Genomic DNA, 20,301 nt, shown 5'->3' on the forward strand with positions numbered 1-20,301 from the left:
CCGGTGTTCCGGCCCGCACCCGGGCAGGTCGGTCAGACCGCCAGCGCCTGGGCGCGGCGCTTCACCTCCGTGCCGCGGTTCTCACTCAGCGCCTGGGCCGGCGTACCGGGCAGGCTGTCGTCCGGCGTGAAGAGCCACTCCAGCATCTCCTCGTCCGTGAAGCCGTCGTCCCGCAGCAGCGTCAGCGTCCCGGACAGGCCCTTGACGACCTTGTCGCCGTCGATGAAGGCCGCGGGGACGTGCAGCGCGCGGTTCTCACCGCGGCGCACGGCGATGAGCTGGCCGTCCTTGACCAGCTGCCGGACCCGGGTCACCTCGATGTCGAACATCTCCGCGATGTCGGGCAGGGTGAGCCAGGCAGGGACGAGAGCATCGATCTTTGCGTCAATCTCGGTCACCCCTCAAGCCTGCCATCTGCCACTGACACGCGGAAGCGGGGGCCCTGTGACCTGGGCCGTCGGGGGTGCGTATGGCTGCGGCGGCCTGCGCGGGTCCGGTGGGGGTGCGCGTTGCGCCCCCCGGTTTGGTGGTGGGTCGGGGCCGGGGTGGGGGGGGTGTCCGTCCTCGGAACGGCGCGGAATCGGTCTGCTCCGGGGGTGGAACGGGTTGACGCGCCAACCGCTGCGGGCGGACACCCCCCACCCCGTCCCCTTCCCGCCGCGGGCGGCCCCATCACGGTCGGACTGGTGGTACGGGTCAGGCCGTCGCCGACTTCAGTGGTCTGGCGGGGTCCGTCAGCAGGCGGGGGTTCATCGGCGTGCCCGTCTCGATCAGGCGGCGGCCCTGGGCCAGGTCTCTGGGGCGGCCCACCGCCAGGAGCGCCACGAGCCGGTTCTCGCGCAGCCAGCACACGGTCCAGGCGGGTGAGGCGGGGTCGCCGCGCCACAGGGTGGTGTCGCCGGCCGGGTGGTGTCCGGCGTACTGGACGAAGCGGCCGAACTGCTCGGACCAGAAGTACGGCACCGGGTCGTAGACCGCCGCGGGCTCCCCGGCGGCGGCGCCGATGATGTCCGCGGCCACCGTGCGCGGGCCCTGGAGGGCGTTGTCCCAGTGGTGCACGAGCAGCCGCTCGCCGTAGCGGCCGGAGGGGAAGGACGCGCAGTCGCCGACGGCGTGCACGTCCGGTGCGCAGGTGCGCAGGCGGTCGTCGGCCAGGATCTCGCCGTGGGCGCCGAGGGCGATTTCGGAACCGGCCAGCCAGCCGGTGGCGGGCCGGGCGCCGATGCCGACGACGACCGCGCCGGCGGGCACCCGCGTGCCGTCGTCCAGGAGCACCGCGCCGGGCTCGACGCGGTGCACGCGCGCGTGGGTGCGCAGTACGGCGCCGGCGTCGGCGTACCAGTCGGTCATGGGGGCGGCGACCTCGGCGGGCAGCGCGCCGGCGAGCGGCCGGTCGGCGGCCTCCACGACGGTCACCGCGCAGCCGGCCTCCCGCGCGGCGGTGGCGAACTCGGCGCCGATCCAGCCCGCGCCGACCACCACCACGTCGTGCTGCCGGTCCAGCACCGGGCGCAGCCGTTCGGCGTCGTCCAGGGTGCGCAGCAGGTGGACGCCGGGGACCCCGTCGGCGCCGGGCAGCCGGAGGGGCTCGGCGCCGGTCGCCAGGACCAGGGCGTCGTACGGCACGGGTCCCGCGGCGGTGTCCAGCAGGTGCTCACCGGGGCGGACGCCCACGGCCTCCTGGCCGAGCCGGAGCTCGATGCCGAGCGCCTCGAAGTCGATGTCGAAGGCGGATCCCTCGGCGGTGCCCAGGAGGACGGCCTTGGACAGCGGGGGGCGGTCGTACGGCTGGTGCGGTTCGGCACCGATCAGGGTCACGGTGCCGGTGAAGCCCTGTTCGCGCAGGGCGACCGCCGTCTGTACGCCGGCCATGCCCGCGCCCACGACGACCACGCGCCGCGCGGGGCCGCCCCGCTGCTGCGTCTGCTCGCTCACCTGATCACCTTAGTCAGCTGACGCAGTGTCGGTCAGGGGGCACGTTCAGTGAGCTGCTGCACAGTCGGCGACCTGTTCCACCACGCTGGTGCCGCTGCCGGACCGCGACTCCCACTGCCAGGTCTCCGCCAGCCGCACCCGCCCGTCCGGCAGGGCGACGGCGGTCGACACGCAGTGTCCGCAGGCGGTGCTGCCGTCGGTGCGCAGCTGTACGTAGCGGAAGTCGAGCCGGTCCCCCGCGCGGGTGCCCACCAGGTGGCCGCGGACGACGTCGCCGCCGGCGTACTCGGCCCACACCGTGCCGTCCTGCTCGTGGTAGGTGAAGCGGGTGCGGGTGCCGACCTGGCCGGGTGCCTGGTCGGCGACCGGGGCGAACACGAGACCGTCGAGCGAACGGACCACGGGCGGGACGCTCCCTTACAGAGGCTGATATCGAACAGTTAGGGTGGCCAACGTAAGGCACTCGCGGGAGCCCGGACGCACCGGGCTGAGAGGGAGGCTGGCGGCCTCCGACCGTACGAACCTGATCCGGGTCATGCCGGCGAAGGGAGGGGCTGGACGCCTATGTCAGCCATGTCAGGCACATCCGACGTGCTGGTCGTCGGGGGCGGGATCATCGGGCTGGTCACCGCGTGGCGGGCCGCGCAGCGCGGGCTGGTCACGGCGGTGCTGGACCCGGCGCCGGGCGGCGGCGCCGCGCGGGTGGCGGCCGGGATGCTGGCCCCCGTCACCGAGCTGCACTACGGCGAGCAGACCCTGCTGGCGCTGAACCTGGCGTCGGCCCGCCGCTATCCGGAGTTCGCCGCCGAACTGACCGACGCGACCGGGCACGACCTGGGCTACCGCCGGTGCGGCACGCTGGCCGTCGCGCTCGACGCCGACGACCGGGCGCACCTGCGGGACCTGCACGCCTTCCAGCAGCGGTCGGGCCTGGCGGCCGAGTGGCTGTCGGGGCGGGACTGCCGGCGCCTGGAGCCGATGCTCGCGCCGGGCGTGCGCGGTGGGCTGCGGGTGGACGGCGACCATCAGATCGACCCCCGGCGGCTGGCGGCGGCGCTGCTGGCCGCCTGCGAGCGGGCCGGCGTGGTCTTCCACCGGAGCACGGCCGAGCGGCTCACCGTCGCCCAGGAGCGCGCCACGGGCGTCTTGACGGCCGAGGGCGCCCCGCTCGCGGCCGGGCGGGTGGTGCTGGCGGCCGGCAGCCTCAGCGGCCGGCTGAAGGGCGTCCCGGACGGTGTGCTGCCGCCGGTCCGGCCGGTGAAGGGCCAGGTGCTGCGGCTGACCATGCCCGCCGGACGGCCGCCGCTGCTGCACCGCACCGTCCGCGCGGTGGTGCGCGGCAACCCGCTCTACCTGGTGCCCCGCACCGGCGGCGAACTCGTCGTCGGCGCCACCAGCGAGGAGCTGGGCTGGGACACCACGGTCACCGCGGGCGGCGTCTACGAGCTGCTGCGCGACGCCCACGAGCTGGTCCCGGGCATCACCGAGCTGCCCCTGACGGAGACCCTGGCGGGCCTGCGCCCCGGCTCCCCGGACAACGCGCCGCTGCTCGGCCCGACCGCCCTGGCCGGCCTGCTGCTGGCCACCGGGCACTTCCGCAACGGGGTGCTGCTCACCCCGGTCACCGGCGACGTCATGGCGCACGTCCTGACCACCGGTGAGCTGCCCGAGGAGGCCCGCCCCTTCGCCCCCGGGCGGTTCGCCGCCGCCCCCGCACCCACGGAGCAGCCCGTATGAGCCTGCGCATCTCGGTCAACGGGGAGCCGCGCCAGGTGGCCCCCGGCACGGCGCTGGACGCCCTCGTCCGGACCCTCACCCGGGCGCCGTCCGGAGTGGCCGCCGCCCTCAACGAGACCGTCGTCCCGCGCGCGCGGTGGGCGGCCACCGCGCTGTCCGACGGCGACCGCGTCGAAGTACTCACCGCCGTCCAAGGAGGCTGACCCCACATGGCCGACGATCCCTTCGTCCTCGGCGGTACGTCCTTCGCGTCCCGGCTGATCATGGGCACCGGCGGGGCGCCCAGCCTGGACGTGCTGGAGCGGTCCCTGGTGGCGTCCGGGACCGAGCTGACCACGGTCGCCATGCGGCGGGTGGACCCGTCCGCGCACGGCTCCGTGCTGTCGGTGCTGGACCGGCTCGGCATCCGGGTGCTGCCCAACACGGCGGGCTGCTTCACCGCCGGGGAGGCGGTCCTGACCGCCCGCCTGGCGCGCGAGGCCCTCGGCACCGACCTGGTCAAACTGGAGGTCATCGCCGACGAGCGCACCCTGCTGCCGGACCCGGTCGAGCTGCTGGACGCGGCCGAGACGCTGGTCGACGACGGTTTCACGGTGCTGCCGTACACCAACGACGACCCGGTGCTGGCGCGGAAGCTGGAGGACGTCGGCTGCGCGGCGGTCATGCCGCTGGGCTCGCCGATCGGGTCCGGGCTCGGCATCCGCAACCCGCACAACTTCCAGCTGATCGTCGAGCACGCACGCGTACCGGTGATCCTGGACGCCGGGGCCGGTACGGCGTCGGACGCGGCGCTGGCGATGGAGCTGGGCTGCGCGGGCGTGATGCTCGCCTCGGCGGTGACCCGGGCGCAGCAGCCGGTGCTGATGGCGGAGGCGATGCGGCACGCGGTGGAGGGCGGCCGGCTGGCCCGGCGGGCGGGGCGCATCCCGCGCCGGCACTTCGCCGCGGCGTCCTCCCCGGTGGACGGCATGGCGGCGCTGGACCCGGAGCGGCCGGCGTTCTGACCCGGGCCGCACCTCGTGGGTCGCGTCACAGGTCGGCCCCAGTCGTGCCCCGGCTGCGGCCGTCCACAGCCGTCTGTCAGCGACGGCTCGTACACTCACCTGCGTGGACACGACCCTTCAGGACCCTCTGGTCGGGCAGCTGCTCGACGGCCGGTACCGCGTCGACGCGCGGATCGCGGTCGGCGGGATGGCCACGGTCTACCGGGCCGTGGACACCCGCCTGGACCGTGTGCTCGCGCTGAAGGTGATGCACCCGGCGCTCGCGGCCGACGGCACGTTCGTGGAGCGGTTCATCCGGGAGGCCAAGTCGGTCGCCCGGCTGGCCCACCCCAACGTGGTGCAGGTCTTCGACCAGGGCACCGACGGGGACTACGTCTACCTGGCGATGGAGTACGTCTCCGGCTGCACCCTGCGCGACGTGCTGCGCGAGCGCGGGGCGCTCCAGCCGCGCGCGGCCCTGGACATCCTGGAGCCGGTGCTGGCCGCGCTCGGCGCCGCGCACCGCGCGGGGTTCGTGCACCGCGACATGAAGCCGGAGAACGTGCTGATCGGGGACGACGGCCGGGTCAAGGTCGCCGACTTCGGCCTGGTCCGGGCCGTGAACACGGTCACCAGCACCACCGGCGCGGTGCTGGGCACCGTCTCCTACCTGGCGCCCGAGCAGATCGAGCACGGCACCGCCGACCCGCGGGTGGACGTCTACGCCTGCGGGGTGGTCCTGTACGAGATGCTGACCGGCGCCAAGCCGCACCATGGCGACTCCCCCGCCCAGGTGCTCTACCAGCACCTCAACGAGGACGTGCCGCCCCCGTCGGCCGCCGTGCCGGGCCTGGCGTTCGAGCTGGACGACCTGGTCGCGACGGCGACCGCGCGCAACCCCGAGATCCGTCCGCACGACGCGGTGGCGCTGCTCGGCCGGGCCCGCGAGGCGCGCGGGACGCTCACCGCCGGCCAGCTGGACGCCGTACCGCCGCAGGCGCTGTCCGACGGGGCCGGCGGCCATGACAACGCCGACGACCGTACGAGCGTCATCCCGCGCGCGCTGACCATGATCCGTCCGCTGCCCGTCAACGACGACGGCGCGGACGGCTACGACCGCACCAGCCGGCTGGACACCCCGCCGCCCCCGCCCCGGCGCGGCCCCGGTCTGCGCCGCGGCCCGCTCGCGATCGTCGTCGCCGTGCTGCTGGCGCTCGGCGTCGGCGCGGGCGTCTGGTACATCAACTCGGGCCAGTTCACCGAGGTCCCGCCGCTGCTGGAGAAGACCGAGGCGCAGGCCGAGGACCGGCTGGAGCAGGCCGGTCTGGACGTCGGCGACGTCAAGCACGCGTACAGCGACACGGTGGACCGCGGCGCGGTGATCAGCACCGATCCGACGGCGGGCACCCGGATCCGGAACAACGACTCGGTGTCGTTCACCGTCTCCGACGGCCCCGAGACGGTGAAGCTGGCCGATGTGGCGGGTTACCGCCTGGACCGGGCCAGGTCGGTGCTGAAGCAGGACGGGCTGGAGCCCGGCATGGTCACCCGCGCGTTCAGCGACGACGTCCCCAAGGGTTTCGTGATCTCCACCGAGCCGGGGTCGGGCACCACGGTGCGGGCCGGTTCGGCGGTCGCGCTCACCGTCAGCAAGGGCCGCGCGGTCGACGTCCCGGACGTCACCGGCGACGACCTGGAGGACGCCCGCGCCGAGCTGACCGAGGCCGGTCTGAAGGTGGAGGTCGCGGCGGCGAAGGTGACCTCCGACGACTACGCGGCGGGCGAGGTGGCGCGGCAGTCGCCGGGCGACGGCGAGCAGGTCGCCGAGGGCGCCACGGTGACGCTGACGGTCTCCAAGGGGCCGGAGCAGATCGAGGTGCCGGACGTGGTCGGTGCCGACGTCGACGACGCCCGGCAGGAGCTGGAGGACGCCGGCTTCGAGGTCGAGGAGGACCGCGGGCTGCTCGGTCTGTTCGGCGACACGGTCAAGAGCCAGTCCGTCGAGGGCGGCGACACCGCCCCGAAGGGTTCCAAGATCACCCTGACGATCCGCTGACGAGCCGCTGGCGGCTCGCTGGCGGCCCGCTGACGCCCGCTCACGGTGATCTGCCGGCGGTGATCCGCTGACGGTGATCCGCCGGCACCCGGGCCGCCGGCGGTCGGCGCCCGGCACCTGGCACCTGGCACCTGGCACCTGGCATCCTGGATCGGGACATGAGCACAACACACTCGCCCTCGCCGTCGCCCTCCCCCGCCCGCCGCAACCCCGTCGGCGCCCACGTCCCGGTCGCCGGCGGCCTGCACTCCGTGGGCCTGCCGTACGCCCGTGACCTGAAGGCGGAGGCCATCCAGGTCTTCGTCGCCAATCCGCGCGGCTGGGCCACCCCGGCCGGCAATCCGAAGCAGGACGAGGCGTTCCGCGCGGCCTGCGCGGCGGAGTCGGTCCCCGCCTATGTGCACGCCCCGTACCTGATCAACTTCGGTTCGCACACCGAGGCGACCGCGGCGAAGTCGGTGGAGTCGCTGCGGCACTCGCTGCGCCGGGGCCGGGAGATCGGCGCGCTCGGCGTGGTGGTGCACACCGGCAGCGCGACCGGCGGCCGGGACCGGGCGGTGGCCCTCGCGCAGGTACGGGAGCGGCTGCTGCCGCTGCTGGACGAGCTGACCCACGACGACGACCCGTATCTGCTGCTGGAGTCGACGGCCGGCCAGGGCGCCTCGCTGTGCGCCCGGACCTGGGACTTCGGGCCGTACTTCGAGGCGCTGGACGCCCATCCGAAGCTGGGCGTCTGCCTGGACACCTGCCACATCTTCGCCGCCGGGCACGACCTGGCCGGACCGGCCGGTATGCACCAGACCCTCGATCTGCTGGTGGACACCGTCGGCGCGGGCCGGCTGAAGCTGATCCACGCCAACGACTCCAAGGACGTGGTGGGCGCCCACAAGGACCGGCACGCCAACATCGGCGCCGGTCACATCGGCGAGGACCCGTTCCGGGAGCTGATGACCCACCCGGCGACGGCGGGTGTCCCTCTCATCATCGAGACCCCCGGCGGCAAGGAGGGCCACGCGGCCGACGTGGAACGGCTGAAGAAGCTCCGGGACGGCTGAGCCCGAAAGGACCGCGGCCCTAGAGCTCGGGGCCGTCCCCCGGTTCCTCCTGGTAGGAGTAGCGCTGCTCGCGCCAGGGGTCGCCGAGGTTGTGGTAGCCGCGTTCCTCCCAGAAGCCGCGCCGGTCCGCGGTCATGTACTCGATGCCGCGGACCCATTTGGGGCCCTTCCAGGCGTACAGGTGCGGGACGATCAGCCGGAGCGGGAAGCCGTGCTCGGCGGTGAGCAGTTCGCCGTCCTTGTGGGTGGCGAAGAGGGTGCGCTCGTCGGCGAAGTCCGCCAGCCGCACATTGGCGCTGTAGCCGTACTCCGCCCAGACCATCACATGGGTGACGGCGGGGGCGGGCGGGGCGATGCCGAGGAGGGTACGGGCGGGGATGCCGCCCCACTCGGCGCCGAGCATGCTGAACTTCGTCACGCAGTGCAGATCGCCCACCACCGTGGTGTACGGCAGGGCGGTGAACTCCTCGTGGTTCCAGCAGTGCTTCTCGCCGTCGGCGGTGGCGCCGAAGACCCGGAACTCCCAGCGCTCGGGCCGGAACTTGGGCACCGGCCCGTAGTGGGTGACCGGCCAGCCGCGCTGGAGCCGCTGCCCCGGCGGCAGCTCCCCCGACTCGTCTCCCACCGGCTGACCCATGACTCCATCCTGACAGACCGGGGCCGTTGTCCAGGAACGGGCCTATTTAAAGTCAGCCTTAAAGCCGAGCAATAGCCAACAAAATGGACTAAGCCAGGACTTACTTACTAAGTGAAGACTTACTGGACGATCTTCGAAACCAATGCAATCATGCGGCGCAACCTGCCAGTTCCCGTGTGGAAGGAGCCTCTGCGATGCAGGGCGACCCCGAGGTCATCGAATTCCTCAACGAGCAGCTGACCGCCGAGCTGACCGCGATCAACCAGTACTTCCTGCACTCGAAACTCCAGGATCACAAGGGCTGGACGAAGCTCGCCAAGTACACGCGGCACGAGTCCTTCGACGAGATGCGGCACGCGGAGATCCTCACCGACCGCATCCTGCTGCTGGACGGACTGCCGAACTACCAGCGGCTCTTCCACGTCCGGGTCGGCCAGACGATCACCGAGATGTTCCAGGCGGACCGGGAGATCGAGGTCGAGGCCATCGACCGGCTGCGCCGGGGCGTCGAGGTGATGCGGAACAAGAACGACATCACGTCCGCGAACATCTTCGAGGCGATCCTCGCCGACGAGGAGCACCACATCGACTACCTGGACACCCAGCTGGAACTGATCGAGAAGCTGGGCGAGCCGCTGTACCTGTCGACGGTGATCGAGCAGTCCCAGCCGGACGCCTCCGGCCCGGGAACGCAGAGCTACTAGGCGGCTTCGGGAAGCCGCGCCGTCAGCGGGGCCGGCGCACCCTGGTCGATCAGCTCGCGGCGGGGGCAGGCGCCCCGGCCCAGCAGGGCCTGGATGCGCCGTACGCAGCCGCCGCAGTCGGTGCCCGCCTTGCAGGCGGAGGCGATCTGCCGGGGGGTGCAGGCACCGGCGTCCGCGTGGGCCTTCACCTGTTCCTCGGTCACACCGAAGCAAGAGCAGACGAACACGCGGTTCACCTCCCGGGCGGGGTCATGGTCGTGCCGTACCGAACTGCGCCGGTGAGGCAAACCTAACCTTACCCATCCCGTAGGTGCGGCAAAAGTGGAGGGGGCGCGGATCCTGTGTGACCCGCGCCCCATTTACTTCCGTAAAGCGTCTCTACTGGTACTTCCGTAAAACGTCTCTACTGGTCCCGGTACATCTCCGCGACCAGGAACGCCAGGTCCAGCGACTGGCTGCGGTTGAGCCGGGGGTCGCAGGCCGTCTCGTAGCGCTGGTGCAGGTCGTCGACGAAGATCTCGTCGCCGCCGCCCACGCACTCGGTGACGTCGTCGCCGGTCAGCTCCACGTGGATGCCGCCCGGGTGGGTGCCGAGCGCCTTGTGCACCTCGAAGAAGCCCTTGACCTCGTCGAGCACGTCGTCGAAGCGGCGGGTCTTGTGGCCGGAGGCGGCCTCGTAGGTGTTGCCGTGCATCGGGTCGGTGATCCAGGCGACGGTCGCGCCGGACGCGGTGACCTTCTCGATCAGCTCGGGCAGCTTGTCGCGGACCTTGTCGGCGCCCATCCGGACGATGAACGTCAGCCGGCCCGGCTCGCGCTCCGGGTCGAGCCGCTCGATGTACTGGAGCGCCTCCTCGGCCGTGGTGGACGGGCCGAGCTTGATGCCGATCGGGTTGCGGATCTTGGAGGCGAACTCGATGTGCGCGTGGTCCAGCTGCCGGGTGCGCTCACCGATCCACACCATGTGCCCGGAGACGTCGTACAGCTGCCCGGTGCGGGAGTCGACCCGGGTCAGCGCGGACTCGTAGTCGAGCAGCAGCGCCTCGTGGGAGGCGTAGAACTCGACGGTCTTGAACTCCTCCGGGTCGGTGCCGCAGGCCCGCATGAAGTTCAGCGCGTTGTCGATCTCCCGGGCGAGCTGCTCGTAGCGCTGGCCGGAGGGCGAGGACTTCACGAAGTCCTGGTTCCAGGCGTGCACCTGGCGCAGGTCGGCGTAGCCGCCGGTGGTGAAGGCGCGCACCAGGTTCAGCGTGGAGGCGGAGGCGTGGTACATCCGCTTGAGCCGCTCGGGGTCCGGGATCCGGTCCGCCTCGGTGAAGGCGAAGCCGTTGACCGAGTCGCCCCGGTAGGTGGGCAGCGTCACGCCGTCGCGGGTCTCGGTCGGCTTGGACCGCGGCTTGGAGTACTGGCCGGCGATCCGGCCGACCTTCACCACCGGCACGGAGGCGGCGTAGGTGAGGACGGCGCCCATCTGGAGGAGGGTTTTGAGTTTGTTCCGGATGTGGTCGGCGGACACCCCGTCGAACGCCTCGGCGCAGTCGCCGCCCTGGAGGAGGAACGCCTCTCCCTCGGCGACGGCCGCCAGCCGGGCACGCAGCTGGTCGCACTCGCCCGCGAAGACGAGCGGCGGAAAGCTCTCCAGTTCGGCGACGACCTCGTTAAGGGCCGCCTGGTCCGGATACTCCGGCTGCTGGGCCGCGGGGAGGTCTCGCCAGGTGTTCACTGCAACAGAGGAAGCGTTAGCGGTCACGCACTCAGGTTACGGGTTGGTTGCCGGGAGTCCGCCACACCGCTCAAAGTATGGGACACCGCGGACCTGGGGTAGGGTGCCGGGCATGTTCGCGCAACTGACCCAGAACTGGTGGTGGACCGCTCCTTCGGCGGCCCGCTGACTGCGCGTACTCAAGACTTCGCGAAGGCCGCCCGAGAGGCGGCCTTCGGTGTTTCCGGCTCCGGGTCCGTCTCTCCTTCCCAGAAGGAACCCGACCACCGATGGAACACCTGCTCGATCTTCTCGACGATCCGCGCCCCTTCGCCCTGCTGCGCCGCCGCACCCCCGGTCATGACCAGGAGACGGTGGAACTGCTGCGCGGGCCGGTGACGGAGTACCCGTGCCTGGCCGACCTGCCCGCCGACTGCCTGGCCCTCGTCCCCTTCCGGCAGATCCGCGAGCGCGGCTTCGACGTCCGCGACGACGGCACCCCGCTGCTGGCGCTCACCCCCGAGGAGCGGTACGAGATCCCGCTCGCCGTCGCCCTGGCCCAGCTCCCCGCGCACGAGGTCCAAGTCGAGGGCGGTGGCTTCGACGTCGGGGACGCGGAGTACGCGGAGATCGTCGGGCGGGTGCTGGACGAGGAGATCGGGCGGGGCGAGGGCGCCAACTTCGTGATCCGGCGGACCTACCGGGGGCGGATCGACGGGTTCGGGCGGGCCGACGCGCTGGCGCTGTTCCGGCGGCTGCTGGCCGGCGAGCGGGGCGCGTACTGGACGTTCGTCGTGCACACGGGGGACCGGACGCTGGTCGGGGCCAGCCCCGAGGTGCATGTGCGGATGAGCGGCGGCACGGTCGTGATGAACCCGATCAGCGGCACGTACCGCTATCCCGCCGAGGGCCCGACCCCCGAGCACCTGCTGCGCTTCCTCGCCGACGCCAAGGAGATCGAGGAGCTGTCGATGGTGGTCGACGAGGAACTGAAGATGATGTGCACCGTCGGCGACATGGGCGGGGTCGTCGTCGGGCCGCGGCTGAAGGAGATGGCGCACCTCGCGCACACCGAGTACGAGCTGCGCGGCAAGTCCTCGCTGGATGTGCGGGAGGTGCTGAGGGAGACCATGTTCGCGGCGACGGTGACCGGCTCGCCGGTGCAGAACGCCTGCCGGGTCATCGAGCGGCACGAGAGCGGCGGGCGCGGCTACTACGCGGGCGCGCTGGCGCTGATCGGGCGGGACGAGGGCGGGGCGCAGACCCTCGACTCGCCGATCCTGATCCGGACCGCCGACATCGGCGCGGACGGGCGGCTGCGGGTGCCGGTCGGGGCGACGCTGGTACGGGGCTCCGACCCGGCCGGCGAGGTGGCGGAGACGCACGCCAAGGCGGCCGGGGTGCTGGCCGCGCTGGGCGTACGGCCCGGCCGGCCCCGGGCACAGGCCGCGCGGCCCCGGCTCGCCGACGATCCCCGGGTGCGGGCCGCGCTGGACGGGCGCCGGTCCTCGCTGGCGCCGTTCTGGCTGCGGATGCAGGAGCGGTCCGGGGAACTGACCGGGCACGCGCTGGTCGTCGACGGGGAGGACACCTTCACGGCGATGCTGGCGCACGTGCTGCGCTCGGGCGGCCTGGACGTCACCGTGCGGCGGTACGACGAACCGGGGCTGCGAGCGGCGGTGCTCGGGCACCCGGGCGGGCCGGTGGTGCTGGGGCCGGGGCCGGGCGACCCGTCCGACCTCACCGATCCCAGGATGCGGCTGCTGCGCTCGCTCACCGCCGATGTGCTGCGCGGCCGCCGGCACGAGGTGCTCGGCGTCTGCCTCGGGCACGAGCTGATCGCGGCGGAGCTGGGGCTGGACATCGTACGGAAGGAAGTGCCGTACCAGGGGGCGCAGACGGAGATCGAGCTGTTCGGGCGGCGGACGGCCGTCGGGTTCTACAACAGCTTCGTGGCGCGCTGCGACGAGGAGAGCGGCGCGGCGCTGGCCGCGCACGGGGTCGAGGTCAGCCGGTCGGCGCAGGGAGAGGTGCACGCGCTGCGCGGGCCGGGGTTCGCGTCCGTGCAGTTCCATCCGGAGTCGGTGCTGTCGCTGGACGGCGCGGCGATCGTGCGGGAGCTGGTGGGTCAGCTGCGCGGCACGAGCACGTTCTCGGAGCGGCGGCCGGCCCGGTAGTCCTGGACGTTCTTCACCGTGGCGTCGACGATCTGGCCGACGGCGTCCACGGTGTAGTACGCCTGGTGCGAGGTGACCAGGACGTTGGGGAAGGTGACGAGGCGGGCCAGGGTGTCGTCCTCGACGGCGGTCAGTGACTTGTCGAGGAAGAACAGGCCCGCCTCCGCCTCGTAGACGTCCAGGCCGACGCCGGTGAAGCGGCCCGCGCGCAGTTCGCCGACCAGGGCGGCGGTGTCGACGAGGCCGCCGCGGCTGGAGTTGACCAGGATCGCGTCGTCGCGCATGGCCTTCAGGGCCCGTGCGTCGATCAGGTGCCGGGTCTCGGGCATCAGCGGGACGTGCAGGGTGATCAGGTCGGAGTCGGCGAGGAGTTCCTCCTTGGCGACGTAGCGCATGCCCAGGTCCAGGCAGGCCGGGTTCTCGGTGACGTCCCAGCCGAGCAGCCGCATGCCGAAGCCGTGGGCGATGCGGGCGAACGCCTCGCCGATCCTGCCGGTGCCGAGCACGCCGGCGGTGCGGCCGTGCAGGTCGCGGCCCATCAGGCCGTCGAGGCGGAAGTCGAAGTCGCGGGTGCGGTTGGAGGCGCGCACGATCCGGCGGTTGACGGCCATGGCGAGCGCCCAGGCGAACTCCGCGACCGAGTACGGCGAGTAGGACGAGACCCGGGCCACGGTCAGGCCGAGGCGCTCGGCGGTCTCCAGGTCGACGTTGTTGAAGCCGGTGGAGCGCTGGGCGACCATCCGGGTGCCGCCGGCGCCGAGGATCTCCAGGACGCCGGCGCCGAGGTCGGCGTTGACGGAGGTGGAGACGATCTCGTGGCCGGCCGCGACGGGGGCGGTGTCCGCGTTGAGGAAGACGTCCAGGCAGCGCACCTCGGCCCGGCCCGCGAAGGCCCGCTCGATCAAGGGCTGCTCGTCGGCCTGCACTCCGAAGGCGAGGATCTCCACGGCGGGCACTCCCGGTTCGCTCGGCCGGTCCATCGGCTGGTGCACCCGAATATAGGGCGCGCGATCCGGGCCCGCCGCTCAGCCGAAGAACACCCCGACCTCGTCGTACAGCTTCGGGTCGACGGTCTTCAGTCGGGCGGTGGCCTCGGCGATGGGGACCCGGACGATGTCCGTGCCGCGCAGCGCGACCATCGTGCCGAAGTCGCCGTCGCGCACGCAGTCGATGGCGTGCAGCCCGAACCGGGTGGCCAGCCAGCGGTCGAAGGCGCTCGGGGTGCCGCCGCGCTGGACGTGGCCGAGGACCGTGGTGCGGGCCTCCTTGCCGGTCCGTTTCTCGATCTGCTTGGCCAGCCACTCGCCCACCCCGGACAGCCGTACGTGGCCGAAGGAGTCCAGCGACTGGTCCTTGAGCACCAGCTCGCCGTCCCGGGGCATGGCGCCCTCGGCGACCACCACGATCGGCGCGTACGACGCCCGGAACCGGGAGGTCACCCAGGCGCAGACCTGCTCGGTGTCGAAGCGCTGCTCGGGGATGAGGATGACGTTGGCGCCGCCGGCCAGGCCCGAGTGCAGGGCGATCCAGCCGGCGTGCCGGCCCATGACCTCGACGACCAGGACCCGCATGTGCGACTCGGCGGTGGTGTGCAGCCGGTCGATGGCCTCGGTGGCGATGCCGACCGCCGTGTCGAAGCCGAAGGTGTAGTCGGTGGCGGACAGGTCGTTGTCGATGGTCTTCGGTACGCCGACGCAGGGCACGCCGTACTCGTCGGCGAGGCGGCCGGCCACGCCGAGGGTGTCCTCGCCGCCGATGGTGATCAGCGCCGAGACGTCCAGCCGGCCGAGGGTGTCCTTGACCCGCTGGATGCCGTTCTCGTGCTGGAGCGGATTGGTCCGCGAGGAGCCGAGGACGGTGCCGCCGCGGGGCAGGATGCCGCGCACGGCCGGGATGTCGAGGCGGACGGTGGCGCCCTCCAGCGGGCCGCGCCAGCCGTCCCGGAAGCCGACGAAGTCGTAGCCGTACTCCTGGACGCCCTTGCGGACCACGGCCCGGATGACGGCGTTGAGCCCGGGGCAGTCACCGCCGCCGGTCAGTACTCCGACCCTCATCGCGCAACCCCTTCGTCACGGTGGGTGGGTCAGGCCACTGTCCCGCGCGGGTCAGGCGTCGTCCAGACCCCGTTCTATCGCGTACCGCACGAGTTCCACGCGGTTGTGCAACTGGAGCTTGCCGAGGGTGTTCTGGACGTGGTTCTGCACCGTGCGGTGCGAGATGACCAGGCGTTCGGCGATCTGCTTGTAGCTCAGGCCCTTGGCGACCAGGCGCAGCACCTCGGTCTCGCGGTCGGTGAGGCGGGGCGCGCCGGGGGCGTCGGTGTCCGGGGCGGGGGCCGGTTCGGCGGCCAGGCGGCGGTACTCGCCGAGGACGAGGCCGGCCAGGCCCGGGGTGAAGACGGGGTCGCCGGCGGCGGTGCGGCGGACCGCGTCCTGGAGTTCCCCGGTCGAGGCGGACTTCAGCAGGTAGCCGGTGGCGCCGGACTTGACGGCCTCCAGGACGTCGGCGTGCTCGCCGCTCGCGGACAGCACCAGGACGCGGACCCGCGGGTCGGCGCCGACCACCTCCTTGCAGACCTGGACGCCGGGCTTGCCGGGCAGGTTCAGGTCCAGGACGAGCACGTCGGGGGCGGCGGCGCGGGCCCGGCGCACCGCCTGGTCGCCGTCGCCGGCGGTGGCGACCACCGCGAAGCCGGACTCGGCCAGGTCCCGGGCGACCGCGTCGCGCCACATGGGGTGGTCGTCGACCACCATGACCTTGATCTCCTTGCTCTCCTTGATCGGCTCCCGCTGTTCAGTCATGTCCTGCCGCCTTCCCCCGCGTGCGTGTCACGCCCGTCGCGTCCTTCGGTACCTTCAGCTCGACCTCGGTGCCCTGGCCCGGCACCGAGATCAGTTCGGCCGAGCCGCCGAGGTCGCGCAGCCGGCCCCGGATCGACAGGGCCACCCCCAGCCGTCCCTCGCCCTCGGCCTCGGCGAGGCGGCCCTCGGGGATGCCGGGGCCGTCGTCGCGGACGGTGACGATCACCTCGTCGGGCTCGTCCTCGACGAGAATCCACGCGCGGGCCCGCTCACCGGCGTGCGCGCGGACGTTGTCCAGGGCCGCGCCGACGGCCGCCGCGACCTCCCGGGCGGCGGCGGGCGCCAGCTCCACCGGCGCCCCGGGTTCGGCGAGGCTGGTCCGGGCGCCGGCGTACGGGGCGAGCAGGGTACGCAGGTCGGCCGGGCCGGGGTCGGGGGTCTCGGGTTCGTCCACCGCGCGGACGACGGCGCCCTGGGCGGCGTCCTCGGAGGCTCGGGAGACCGGGACCAGGCCGCCGGAGACCAGGGTGCGCAGGGCGATCTCCTGCTCGCCGGCCATCCGGCCCAGCTCGGCCGCCTCGCCGCCGAGCACGGCGCCACGCCGCTGCACCATGGCGAGCACCTGGAGCACGCTGTCGTGGATGTCCCGGGCCAGCCGCTCGCGCTCCCTGGTGGCGGCCTCGATCTCCAGAGCGCGGGCGAGGGTGCGCTCGGAGGCGCGGGCGACCTCGACGACGTAGCCGATGGCGATGGCGGCGACCCAGACCAGCAGCACGTTGTGCACGGTGTCGCGGGCCGGGCTGCCGCGCTCGACCAGGTTGGCGACGGCCACCAGGGTGGAGGCGACGGCGGCCCAGCGCCAGCCGCCCTTGACCGCGAAGGCCAGCACGGCGCCGGCGGTCCATATCGACGGCAGGGTCGGGCCACCGGACGCGATCCGGTCGGGATCGTCGGCGAGCGGGGTGAGCAGGATGCCGGTGAGGGCGACGGTGAGGTCGAGGGCCAGGAACCGCTTGGTGCAGGCGGCGGCGTTCGCGACCCTGGGGAGGGTGGCGAGCGTCCAGGCGACCAGCACGGCGTAGTAGCCGACGGCCAGCCAGGGGCGGGTGAAGTGCTCGTAGGCGGTGCCGAACAGGCCGATCGCGTAGACCATGGTGAGGACGCGGTAGGCGGTCAGGGCGCGCCACAGCGGCTGCTCGACCGACATCCGCATGACCCGCTCGCGCTTGGCCATCTCCCCCACCCCCGTCCGGGTCCGGTCAGGACCCGGGGCTGTCGTCCCCGTCGCGCGGCTCGGCGGCGCGCTCCTTGTCGGCCTGTTCCTTCTCCGCGCGGGCGAGGGCGGCCTTGGCCTCCTTGGCCTCCCTGGCCGCCTCCTTCTCCGCTTCCTTCTCCGCCTTCGCCGCGTCCGCGAGCTGCCGCTTCATGGCGGTCGCGTACATGTCGACGTACTCCTGGCCGGAGAGCTTCATGATCTCGTACATGACCTCGTCGGTCACCGCGCGGAGCACGAACCGGTCGTGCTCCATGCCCTGGTAGCGGCTGAAGTCCAGCGGCTTGCCGATCCGGATGCCGGGGCGCATCAGCTTGGGCATCACCGTGCCCGGCGGCTGGATCTTCTCGGTGTCGATCATGGCGACCGGCAGGACGGGCGCGCCGGTGGCGAGCGCCACCCGGGCCAGGCCGCCGGGCTTGCCCCGGTAGAGCCGGCCGTCGGGCGACCGGGTGCCCTCGGGGTAGATGCCGAACAGCTCGCCGCGCTCCAGGACCTCTATGCCGCTCTTGATCGCGGCCTCGCCGGCGCCGCGCGCCCCGGAGCGGTCCACCGGGAGCTGGCCGACGCCCTTGAAGAACGCCGCCGTCAGCCGTCCCTTGACGCCCGGCGTGTTGAAGTACTCCGCCTTGGCGATGAAGGTGACCTTGCGGTCGAGGACGGCCGGCAGGAAGAACGAGTCGGAGAACGACAGGTGGTTGCTGGCCAGGATGGCGGGCCCGGTGGCGGGGACGTGTTCCAGGCCCTCCACCCAGGGCCGGAAGGCAAGTTTCAGCGAACCGCCGACGGTGACCTTCATCGCGCCGTACAACAACCGAGTGCCTCCTGTGTGTGTCGCACAGACCATAACCCGGGGCACCGGCAAAGGGGCCTACGGCCCTGGTCGGTGTCCGTGCGGTCGCGTACGGTGAAGTACCTGCACCCGCGCGTGCCAGCCCCCTTGACGAACAGGAGTCCGTAGCGTGCCGGTCCTTCCCGGAGCCGAGCCGTTCCGCCATGAGGGCGGGGAGGCCGGCGTCCTCCTCTGTCACGGTTTCACCGGTTCCCCGCAGTCGCTGCGCCCCTGGGCCCAGCACCTCGCCGGCCACGGTCTTACGGTCGCGCTGCCGCTGCTGCCCGGACACGGCACCCGCTGGCAGGACATGCAGGTCACCGGCTGGCCCGACTGGTACGCGGAGGTGGACCGGGAGCTGCGCGCGCTGCGCGAGCGGTGCGCCCGGGTGTTCGTGGCCGGGCTGTCGATGGGCGGCGCGCTGGCGCTGCGGCTGGCGGCCCGGCACGGCGACGCGGTGGACGGCGTCATGGTGGTCAACCCGGCCAACCGCATGCACGGCGTGGCACAGCACGCCCTGCCGGTGCTGCGCCACCTGGTGCCCGCCACCAAGGGCATCGCCAGCGACATCGCCAAGCCGACCAGTACCGAACTGGGGTACGACCGGGTGCCGCTGCACGCGGCGTACTCCCTGCGCGCCTTCTTCCGGACCGTCGACCGGGAACTGCCGCAGGTGACCCAGCCGTTGCTGCTGATGCGCAGCCCGCGCGACCATGTGGTGCCGCCCGCCGACTCGGCCCGCGTCCTGGGCCGGGTGTCGTCCACAGACGTCACCGAGATCCTGCTGGAACAGAGCTACCACGTGGCGACGTTGGACCACGACGCGGACCGGATCCACACGGAGAGCGTCTCCTTCGTCGCCCGGCTCGCCCCCGGTCTCGTCAAGGAGCCGGAGCCCGGTCTCGGCAAGGAAGGGACGGCCGCAGGTGGCTGAGCACGACTCCGACCGTGAGGACCGTGAGAACCGCGAGGACCGCGAGAAACGCGACGAGCGGGGGGATCGCGGGGGCCTGGACCCGACGGCCCCGCCGGAGCAGCACGTGCCCTTCGACGAGGAGGCCGCCTGGGCCGCGATCGTCGCCGGGTACGGCGAGGAGCCGCCGGACCCGCCGGGCTCGAAGCCGTTCAAGTCGGTCGAGGACCTGGCGCTGCTGGAGCCGGAGACCAACGACGCCGGCCAGGACGACGCCGGGGCGGCGAAGCCTCCCGGGGAGCCGGCTCCGGCCGGGCCGCTGGGCAGTTCGGTCGCCTTCGCGCCGGGCGTCGGTCCGCGCGACCACAGCCCGGCCGAGCCCGCCGAGGACGACCTGGGCGAGGACGACGAGGGCCACTTCGTGCCGCCCGAGCCGCCGCCGCTGCCGGAGGGCGACGTCACCGCCAGGTTCGCCTGGCTCGGGGTGCTCGGCGGTCCGCTGCTGCTGCTGGTGGCGATCCTGCTGGGCTGGGACATGACCTGGTGGCTGACGACCGTGTGCGTCGGCGGTTTCCTCGGCGGCTTCGCCACGCTGGTGATGCGGATGCGCACGGACGACGACGAGGACGACGATCCCGGGCGGGGCGCGGTGGTCTGACGCCCCAGGGGCGCTCAGGTGCCCGCGGGGATGCGCAGGGCGGCCAGCACCGGAAGATGGTCCGTGGCCGCCCTCAGGTCGTCCTCGGTGACGCCGGGCAGGCCGCGCGGGACTCCGCAGCCGAGGATCTCGACGCCGGGGGTCGCGAAGATCGCGTCGATGCGCTGGTGCGGGTCGGCGGGGGTCGAGGTGTGCTCGTCGCCCCGGGGGGCGGTGGCCCAGCAGTCCTGGAGGTCCTTGGCGATCCGCCGGAAGGCGGGACCGTCGGGGCGCTCGTTGAGGTCGCCGCCCGCGATGGCGTGCGGGGCGCCGAGGCCGGCCAGCCGGTCGAGGAGCAGGCCGCTCTGCTCGTACCGCTCGTCCTTCTGGAGGGACAGGTGGCAGCTGAGCACGCCGAGGCGGGCGGTGCCGAAGCGGACCACGGCGGTGGCGAAACCGCGGCGGTGCAGGCCGGGGGTGAGCGGGAGCAGGACGTCCTCGGTGCGCTCGACGGTGGCGCGCAGCGAGCAGAGCAGCGCGGGGCCGGCGGCGGTGCCGCCGCCGGAGAGGATCACCTGCCCGGAGGCGGCCGCGAGGCGGGCCAGCTTCTTGCGCCAGCGGAAGAAGCGGGGGGCTTCCTGGAGCAGGACCAGGTCGGGGGCGCAGGCCCGGATCACGCGGGCGAGGGCGTCGGTGTCGTCGCGCAGTGAGCGGATGTTGTAGCTCAGGACGCGGATGACGGCGGAACCGTCGGGTTCGGTGCGGGAGTTGGGGAACTGCGGCATGTCGATCAATGTACGCCCACCGGGGTGGGGCGCGGGGGTGCGTGCGCGAGTGCCGGTTCGTTGTGGCTTGTCGC

At 72.9% G+C, this 20,301-nt stretch carries 21 protein-coding genes and 1 riboswitch; of the genes, 9 read left to right on the forward strand and 12 right to left on the reverse strand.

The window, feature by feature from the left end:
* Positions 1-32 precede the first annotated feature (32 nt).
* The 3 genes from ACTT8P_RS19295 to ACTT8P_RS19305 form a co-directional block, all read right to left on the reverse strand.
* Positions 33-398 carry an Rv2175c family DNA-binding protein gene (locus ACTT8P_RS19295; protein WP_442832903.1) on the reverse strand — a complete coding sequence of 122 codons (366 nt, stop codon included), beginning with the start codon at positions 396-398 and terminating at the stop codon, positions 33-35.
* Positions 399-696: 298 nt separating this feature from the next.
* The gene (locus ACTT8P_RS19300) at positions 697-1,935 is read right to left on the reverse strand and encodes an NAD(P)/FAD-dependent oxidoreductase (protein WP_442832904.1); all 1,239 of its coding nucleotides are present in this window, start codon (positions 1,933-1,935) and stop codon (positions 697-699) included.
* A 45-nt stretch (positions 1,936-1,980) separates the two neighbouring features.
* Complete coding sequence (locus ACTT8P_RS19305) at positions 1,981-2,337, reverse strand: hypothetical protein (RefSeq protein WP_442832905.1); 357 nt, start codon at positions 2,335-2,337, stop codon at positions 1,981-1,983.
* Between the two features lie 53 nt (positions 2,338-2,390).
* Positions 2,391-2,502, forward strand: a riboswitch (TPP riboswitch).
* A 6-nt stretch (positions 2,503-2,508) separates the two neighbouring features.
* Between ACTT8P_RS19305 and thiO the strand changes: the two genes are divergently transcribed.
* The 5 genes from thiO (at position 2,509) to ACTT8P_RS19330 (ending at position 7,766) form a co-directional block, all read left to right on the forward strand.
* Positions 2,509-3,672, forward strand: a complete 1,164-nt coding sequence (gene thiO, locus ACTT8P_RS19310) for a glycine oxidase ThiO (protein WP_442832906.1) — start codon at positions 2,509-2,511, stop codon at positions 3,670-3,672.
* A gap of 2 nt (positions 3,673-3,674) precedes the next feature.
* A complete protein-coding gene (gene thiS / locus ACTT8P_RS19315) occupies positions 3,675-3,875 on the forward strand; it encodes a sulfur carrier protein ThiS (protein ID WP_442832953.1) in 201 nt (66 codons plus the stop codon).
* Positions 3,876-3,881: 6 nt separating this feature from the next.
* On the forward strand, positions 3,882-4,676 hold the full coding sequence (locus ACTT8P_RS19320) for a thiazole synthase (protein WP_442832907.1): 795 nt from the start codon (positions 3,882-3,884) through the stop codon (positions 4,674-4,676).
* Between the two features lie 103 nt (positions 4,677-4,779).
* Entirely contained in the window at positions 4,780-6,711 is a 1,932-nt protein-coding gene (pknB, locus tag ACTT8P_RS19325; RefSeq protein ID WP_442832908.1) for a Stk1 family PASTA domain-containing Ser/Thr kinase, read from the forward strand.
* A gap of 158 nt (positions 6,712-6,869) precedes the next feature.
* Positions 6,870-7,766 (forward strand): deoxyribonuclease IV, encoded by an 897-nt coding sequence (locus ACTT8P_RS19330; protein ID WP_442832909.1) that lies wholly within the window; start codon positions 6,870-6,872, stop codon positions 7,764-7,766.
* Positions 7,767-7,785: 19 nt separating this feature from the next.
* Here the strand turns inward: ACTT8P_RS19330 and ACTT8P_RS19335 are convergent, their stop codons facing one another.
* A complete protein-coding gene (locus ACTT8P_RS19335) occupies positions 7,786-8,403 on the reverse strand; it encodes a sulfite oxidase-like oxidoreductase (protein WP_442832910.1) in 618 nt (205 codons plus the stop codon).
* A 194-nt stretch (positions 8,404-8,597) separates the two neighbouring features.
* On the opposite strand from ACTT8P_RS19335, the gene bfr reads away from it, so the two are divergent.
* Positions 8,598-9,107 carry a bacterioferritin gene (bfr, locus tag ACTT8P_RS19340; RefSeq protein WP_442832911.1) on the forward strand — a complete coding sequence of 170 codons (510 nt, stop codon included), beginning with the start codon at positions 8,598-8,600 and terminating at the stop codon, positions 9,105-9,107.
* Here bfr and ACTT8P_RS19345 read toward each other — a convergent pair.
* Both ACTT8P_RS19345 and ACTT8P_RS19350 read right to left on the reverse strand, forming a co-directional pair.
* Complete coding sequence (locus tag ACTT8P_RS19345; RefSeq protein ID WP_442832912.1) at positions 9,104-9,334, reverse strand: (2Fe-2S)-binding protein; 231 nt, start codon at positions 9,332-9,334, stop codon at positions 9,104-9,106. The genes bfr and ACTT8P_RS19345 overlap by 4 nt on opposite strands.
* A 176-nt stretch (positions 9,335-9,510) precedes the next feature.
* Positions 9,511-10,857 carry a class II 3-deoxy-7-phosphoheptulonate synthase gene (locus ACTT8P_RS19350; protein ID WP_442832913.1) on the reverse strand — a complete coding sequence of 449 codons (1,347 nt, stop codon included), beginning with the start codon at positions 10,855-10,857 and terminating at the stop codon, positions 9,511-9,513.
* Positions 10,858-11,099: 242 nt separating this feature from the next.
* On the opposite strand from ACTT8P_RS19350, the gene ACTT8P_RS19355 reads away from it, so the two are divergent.
* On the forward strand, positions 11,100-12,986 hold the full coding sequence (locus tag ACTT8P_RS19355; protein ID WP_442832914.1) for an anthranilate synthase family protein: 1,887 nt from the start codon (positions 11,100-11,102) through the stop codon (positions 12,984-12,986).
* Here the strand turns inward: ACTT8P_RS19355 and ACTT8P_RS19360 are convergent.
* The 5 genes from ACTT8P_RS19360 to ACTT8P_RS19380 all read right to left on the reverse strand — a co-directional run bounded on the left by ACTT8P_RS19360 (position 12,938) and on the right by ACTT8P_RS19380 (position 17,859).
* Positions 12,938-13,933: a 2-hydroxyacid dehydrogenase gene (locus ACTT8P_RS19360; RefSeq protein WP_442832954.1), complete on the reverse strand. Its 996-nt coding sequence runs from the start codon at positions 13,931-13,933 to the stop codon at positions 12,938-12,940. The two genes, ACTT8P_RS19355 and ACTT8P_RS19360, sit on opposite strands and share 49 nt — an antisense overlap.
* Before the next feature lie 78 nt (positions 13,934-14,011).
* A complete protein-coding gene (locus ACTT8P_RS19365; protein WP_442832915.1) occupies positions 14,012-15,040 on the reverse strand; it encodes a 6-phosphofructokinase in 1,029 nt (342 codons plus the stop codon).
* 51 nt (positions 15,041-15,091) lie between these two features.
* Positions 15,092-15,787, reverse strand: a complete 696-nt coding sequence (locus ACTT8P_RS19370; protein ID WP_442832916.1) for a response regulator — start codon at positions 15,785-15,787, stop codon at positions 15,092-15,094.
* Positions 15,780-17,021 (reverse strand): MacS family sensor histidine kinase, encoded by a 1,242-nt coding sequence (gene macS / locus ACTT8P_RS19375; RefSeq protein ID WP_442832917.1) that lies wholly within the window; start codon positions 17,019-17,021, stop codon positions 15,780-15,782. Before macS ends, ACTT8P_RS19370 begins: the two co-directional genes overlap by 8 nt.
* A gap of 25 nt (positions 17,022-17,046) precedes the next feature.
* Positions 17,047-17,859, reverse strand: coding sequence for a lysophospholipid acyltransferase family protein (locus ACTT8P_RS19380; protein WP_442832955.1), 813 nt, complete (start codon positions 17,857-17,859; stop codon positions 17,047-17,049).
* 163 nt (positions 17,860-18,022) lie between these two features.
* Here ACTT8P_RS19380 and ACTT8P_RS19385 point away from each other — a divergent pair, with 163 nt between their 5' ends.
* On the forward strand, positions 18,023-18,826 hold the full coding sequence (locus ACTT8P_RS19385; RefSeq protein WP_442832918.1) for an alpha/beta hydrolase: 804 nt from the start codon (positions 18,023-18,025) through the stop codon (positions 18,824-18,826).
* Positions 18,819-19,463, forward strand: a complete 645-nt coding sequence (locus tag ACTT8P_RS19390; protein WP_442832919.1) for a hypothetical protein — start codon at positions 18,819-18,821, stop codon at positions 19,461-19,463. Before ACTT8P_RS19385 ends, ACTT8P_RS19390 begins: the two co-directional genes overlap by 8 nt.
* Before the next feature lie 14 nt (positions 19,464-19,477).
* Here the strand turns inward: ACTT8P_RS19390 and ACTT8P_RS19395 are convergent, their stop codons facing one another.
* Positions 19,478-20,227 carry an endonuclease/exonuclease/phosphatase family protein gene (locus ACTT8P_RS19395; protein WP_442832920.1) on the reverse strand — a complete coding sequence of 250 codons (750 nt, stop codon included), beginning with the start codon at positions 20,225-20,227 and terminating at the stop codon, positions 19,478-19,480.
* Positions 20,228-20,301: the final 74 nt, after the last annotated feature.

Source organism: Streptomyces sp. JW3 (genome assembly GCF_052216785.1).
Taxonomy (GTDB): domain Bacteria; phylum Actinomycetota; class Actinomycetes; order Streptomycetales; family Streptomycetaceae; genus Streptomyces.

Excerpts from the sequence above, each read along its gene's own strand:
- thiO (WP_442832906.1), top strand. The coding sequence starts at position 2,509 with ATGTCAGGCACATCCGACGTGCTGGTCGTCGGGGGCGGGATCATCGGG.
- ACTT8P_RS19320 (WP_442832907.1), top strand. The coding sequence starts at position 3,882 with ATGGCCGACGATCCCTTCGTCCTCGGCGGTACGTCCTTCGCGTCCCGG.
- ACTT8P_RS19330 (WP_442832909.1), top strand. The coding sequence starts at position 6,870 with ATGAGCACAACACACTCGCCCTCGCCGTCGCCCTCCCCCGCCCGCCGC.
- ACTT8P_RS19335 (WP_442832910.1), bottom strand. The coding sequence starts at position 8,403 with ATGGGTCAGCCGGTGGGAGACGAGTCGGGGGAGCTGCCGCCGGGGCAG.
- bfr (WP_442832911.1), top strand. The coding sequence starts at position 8,598 with ATGCAGGGCGACCCCGAGGTCATCGAATTCCTCAACGAGCAGCTGACC.
- ACTT8P_RS19355 (WP_442832914.1), top strand. The coding sequence starts at position 11,100 with ATGGAACACCTGCTCGATCTTCTCGACGATCCGCGCCCCTTCGCCCTG.
- ACTT8P_RS19365 (WP_442832915.1), bottom strand. The coding sequence starts at position 15,040 with ATGAGGGTCGGAGTACTGACCGGCGGCGGTGACTGCCCCGGGCTCAAC.
- ACTT8P_RS19370 (WP_442832916.1), bottom strand. The coding sequence starts at position 15,787 with ATGACTGAACAGCGGGAGCCGATCAAGGAGAGCAAGGAGATCAAGGTC.
- macS (WP_442832917.1), bottom strand. The coding sequence starts at position 17,021 with ATGGCCAAGCGCGAGCGGGTCATGCGGATGTCGGTCGAGCAGCCGCTG.
- ACTT8P_RS19380 (WP_442832955.1), bottom strand. The coding sequence starts at position 17,859 with ATGAAGGTCACCGTCGGCGGTTCGCTGAAACTTGCCTTCCGGCCCTGG.
- ACTT8P_RS19395 (WP_442832920.1), bottom strand. The coding sequence starts at position 20,227 with ATGCCGCAGTTCCCCAACTCCCGCACCGAACCCGACGGTTCCGCCGTC.